This window comes from Mycobacterium sp., from assembly GCF_049683355.1.
In the GTDB taxonomy this organism is placed as follows: domain Bacteria; phylum Actinomycetota; class Actinomycetes; order Mycobacteriales; family Mycobacteriaceae; genus Mycobacterium.
The window spans coordinates 1-3201 of record NZ_JBAUJB010000442.1 but is presented as its reverse complement, the minus strand read 5'-3'; the positions used below and the strand labels follow the sequence as shown (position 1 = coordinate 3201).

Sequence of the window (3201 nt, the reverse complement as noted above, 5' to 3'; positions counted from 1 at the left end):
CCGGTACGCCCAACAGCGCGGCCATCACAGCGACCGGCAGAGGCACGGCAAGTTCGCTGACCGCATCGGCGCCTGGACGGTCCAGCATCCTCTCGATCGCCGACCCTGTTAGCTGGCGCATCATAGGCTCAAGCGCTGCGAGTCGTCGTGTGGTGAACAATGGGGTAAGCAACCGGCGTAGTTCCCCGTGCCGCGGCTCATCGAGCGTCAGCAACGTCGGCAGCGATGCAGCTAAATCGTGATGCCCTGACCGGAGATCAGCACGTCGTGGGCTCGAGCGGCGGCCCGCACATCGTCATAGCCGGCCAGGGCGAAACCTTTTCTCCCAATGGGGTGGACACCCGGATCGGCGTGCAGCGCTTGATACGTAGCAGCCGGTGCGGCAACAGTTAAGGGATTAAAAGCGTCGAACGGCGCGCCTAGTGGTCCGTCTCAGTTTTGGCTGACTACTTGTTCGAGTTTGGTGCGTGCGCGCTGGATTTTGGCGAGGATGGATTCGGCGGTGGCTGTCCATACTGGGGTTGACCCCTGGAGGTGGACCCGTCGTCGCGCAGATCGGCCAGGATCCGCGGTGAGCCCGTACACCTGATCGGAGGCGTCGTGGAACCCTTGACCTTGGCGTCGATGGCCTCACGGCGCTGCTGGGCCGGCGAGGGTCCCGCCACCTGCGCCGCGCGCCACTTGTAGAACCCCGTCGCCAACTGTAACTGCAGCGGCAGCTATGCTACCTAATATATAAAGAAAGATAACTTAACAAAGAAACCAATTGATGACCGATCCCGACAGGACACCATGGATTTCTCATACCCGCCGGAGGTCGAGCAGTTCCGCAAGGAGCTGCGCGCATGGTTGGCCGCGAACCTGACCGAACAGGTGGTGGCCGCTGGGCGCAGGCGTGGCCGTGACCCTGACACGTTTGAGACGCTGCGTGCGTGGGATGCCACGCTGGCAGATGCGGGCTGGGGTGCGGTGTCCTGGCCGCAGGAGTACGGCGGTCGCGGCGCGACCGTGCTCGAGCAACTCGCCTACGCGGAGGAAACGACTCGTGCACGAGCGCCGGCGCAGCTCAACGTGATCGGAATGAACAACATCGCGCCTGCGATCATGCAATACGGCACCGATTCGCAGAAACGTGCGCTGCTCCCCCGCATGGTCCGCGCCGACGACATCTGGTGTCAGGGCATGTCGGAACCTGAAGCAGGGTCTGACCTCGCCTCGCTGCGTACCCGCGCGGTGCTCGATGGTGACGATTACGTGGTCAACGGCCAGAAGATCTGGACGTCGCTGGGGCATCGCGCCGATTGGTGTCAGCTCTATGTGCGCACCGATACGGACGCCCCCAAGCACAAGGGCATCTCTTGCCTGATCGTCGATATGACGTCGCCTGGCATCGAGGTGCGCCCGCTCGTCACACTCAACGGCGCCACCGATTTTGCGGAGGTGTTCTTCAACGATGTGCGGGTGCCCGTCGACGCCTTGCTTGGCCCGCCCAATGGGGGGTGGCAGGTGGCCACCACCACGCTGAGCCACGAACGGGCAGGAGCGGCCCGCTTGTATGCCCAGCTAGACGTGCAGTTGCAGGACCTGGTGGCCGACATGGCGGACTGCGAGGTCGACGGAAGACCGGTGCTTGAGGACACGGCCACGTTGCGCCGCCTGGGCGAGGTGTCCGTGCGTATCAAGTACCTCGAGGTGCTCTGTCAACGGTCGATTTCCGCGACGCTGCACGGCGGCGACGCGCTGGGGTCGGCCAGCCTGGCCAAGAGCGTGTGGGCCGAGCTCGGCCAGGAACTTGCGGCCTTGGCTTTCGACGTGCTCGCACCGCTCGGAGGAAACCGACGGTGGTCAGAGTATCGTCTCACGTCTCGCTCCTTGACCATCGCCGGTGGAACGACACAGATCAACAAGAGCGTCACCGCAACGCGAGTGTTGGGATTGCCGCGGCGATGAGCAATTGCGCAAAGAGCAAAGGGCACCGATGAACCTCGAAGTGACCGACGAGCAACTGGCCCTGCGCGACACCGTGCGCCGCTTCCTGGCTGAAAAGGCCAGCCTGCCGAACTATGTCCGACCGATGCTCGATGATCCAACCGGCACCACAGGTGAGGTATGGAGTGGATTGGCCACTCTCGGCGCCACCGGCGTGCTGGTACCCCAGGAATACGGCGGCTCTGGCATGGCGATGGTCGAGGCGGGCGTCGTGGCGGAGGAACTCGGTGCCGCGGTGCACCCGGGGCCTTGGCTGTCGAGCGCGGTTGCGGTGACTCGCGCACTGAAGCTGATGGTTACCGGGACGGCTGCTGCGTCGCTGTTGACCCGTATCGCCGACGGTTCCGCGATCGCGACGATCGGCCCGCTGCGTGGTCCGCGTCCCGTCGTCGAGAATGGGGCCCTTCGCGGCACGATTGATGCGCTACCGGACGCGGCCGCCGCCGACGTTATCCTCGTCCTGGCCGACGACGCCCGCGGCACGGGACTCTTTGCCGTCGATTCGGCGTCCTCGTGCATGTCCATGACAGAGCGGGCCCTCGTGGATCAGACGCGAAAGCTGTTCGATGTCAGCTTCAACGATGTGGCCGCGCAGCGCCTCGCCTCCCCGTCGGCAAATGACATTGAGGCACTCGTGGACGACGTGCTGATCGCCCACGCGGCAGACGCATTGGGTGCCGCGACGGCAGTGATGAACCTTGCGATCGAATACGCCAAGGTGCGACGTCAGTTCGACCGGCCCATCGGAAGCTTTCAGGCGGTACAGCACCTCTGCGTCGACATGTACGAGACCGTCGAACTCGCGCGCAGCGGCGTTCTACACGCACTGTGGGCGGCGGACATCGCTCAGCCCGCGGAGCGCCACCTGGCCGCTGTTCGCGCTAAGGCGTTCGCGGGCCGGCTGGCGACCGTTGCCGATACTGCGATCCAGGTCTTCGGCGGCATCGGCTATACCTGGGAGCACGACGCGCACTTATATCTCAAACGCCTGCTCGGCTGGAGCGCCTTCCTCGGCGGCTCCGAGAGATACCTGCACGAGGTCGGCAGGCAACTTGCGATGTCCACATCCGTCTAGTGTCCCGCGACGGAAATTCGTTGAATATATTTGGCGAGTGAGTCGAGGATCTCGTCGGCGGTCTTCTTCCAGACGAACGGTTTCGGGTCGGAGTTCCAGTTCTTGATCCAATTCTTGATGTCCTTCTCCAGTGCGGC

At 64.0% G+C, this 3201-nt stretch carries 2 protein-coding genes; both read left to right on the top strand.

All coding sequences use genetic code 11. The annotated features are described in order from the left end of the window. The first annotated feature begins 792 nt into the window (after positions 1-792). The gene (locus tag WA944_RS25315) at positions 793-1950 is read left to right on the top strand and encodes an acyl-CoA dehydrogenase family protein (protein ID WP_526375560.1); all 1158 of its coding nucleotides are present in this window, start codon (positions 793-795) and stop codon (positions 1948-1950) included. Positions 1951-1978: 28 nt separating this feature from the next. After that, complete coding sequence (locus WA944_RS25310; protein ID WP_526375558.1) at positions 1979-3064, top strand: acyl-CoA dehydrogenase family protein; 1086 nt, start codon at positions 1979-1981, stop codon at positions 3062-3064. Positions 3065-3201 lie beyond the last annotated feature (137 nt).

Excerpts from the sequence above, each read along its gene's own strand:
- WA944_RS25310 (WP_526375558.1), top strand. The coding sequence starts at position 1,979 with ATGAACCTCGAAGTGACCGACGAGCAACTGGCCCTGCGCGACACCGTG.
- WA944_RS25315 (WP_526375560.1), top strand. The coding sequence starts at position 793 with ATGGATTTCTCATACCCGCCGGAGGTCGAGCAGTTCCGCAAGGAGCTG.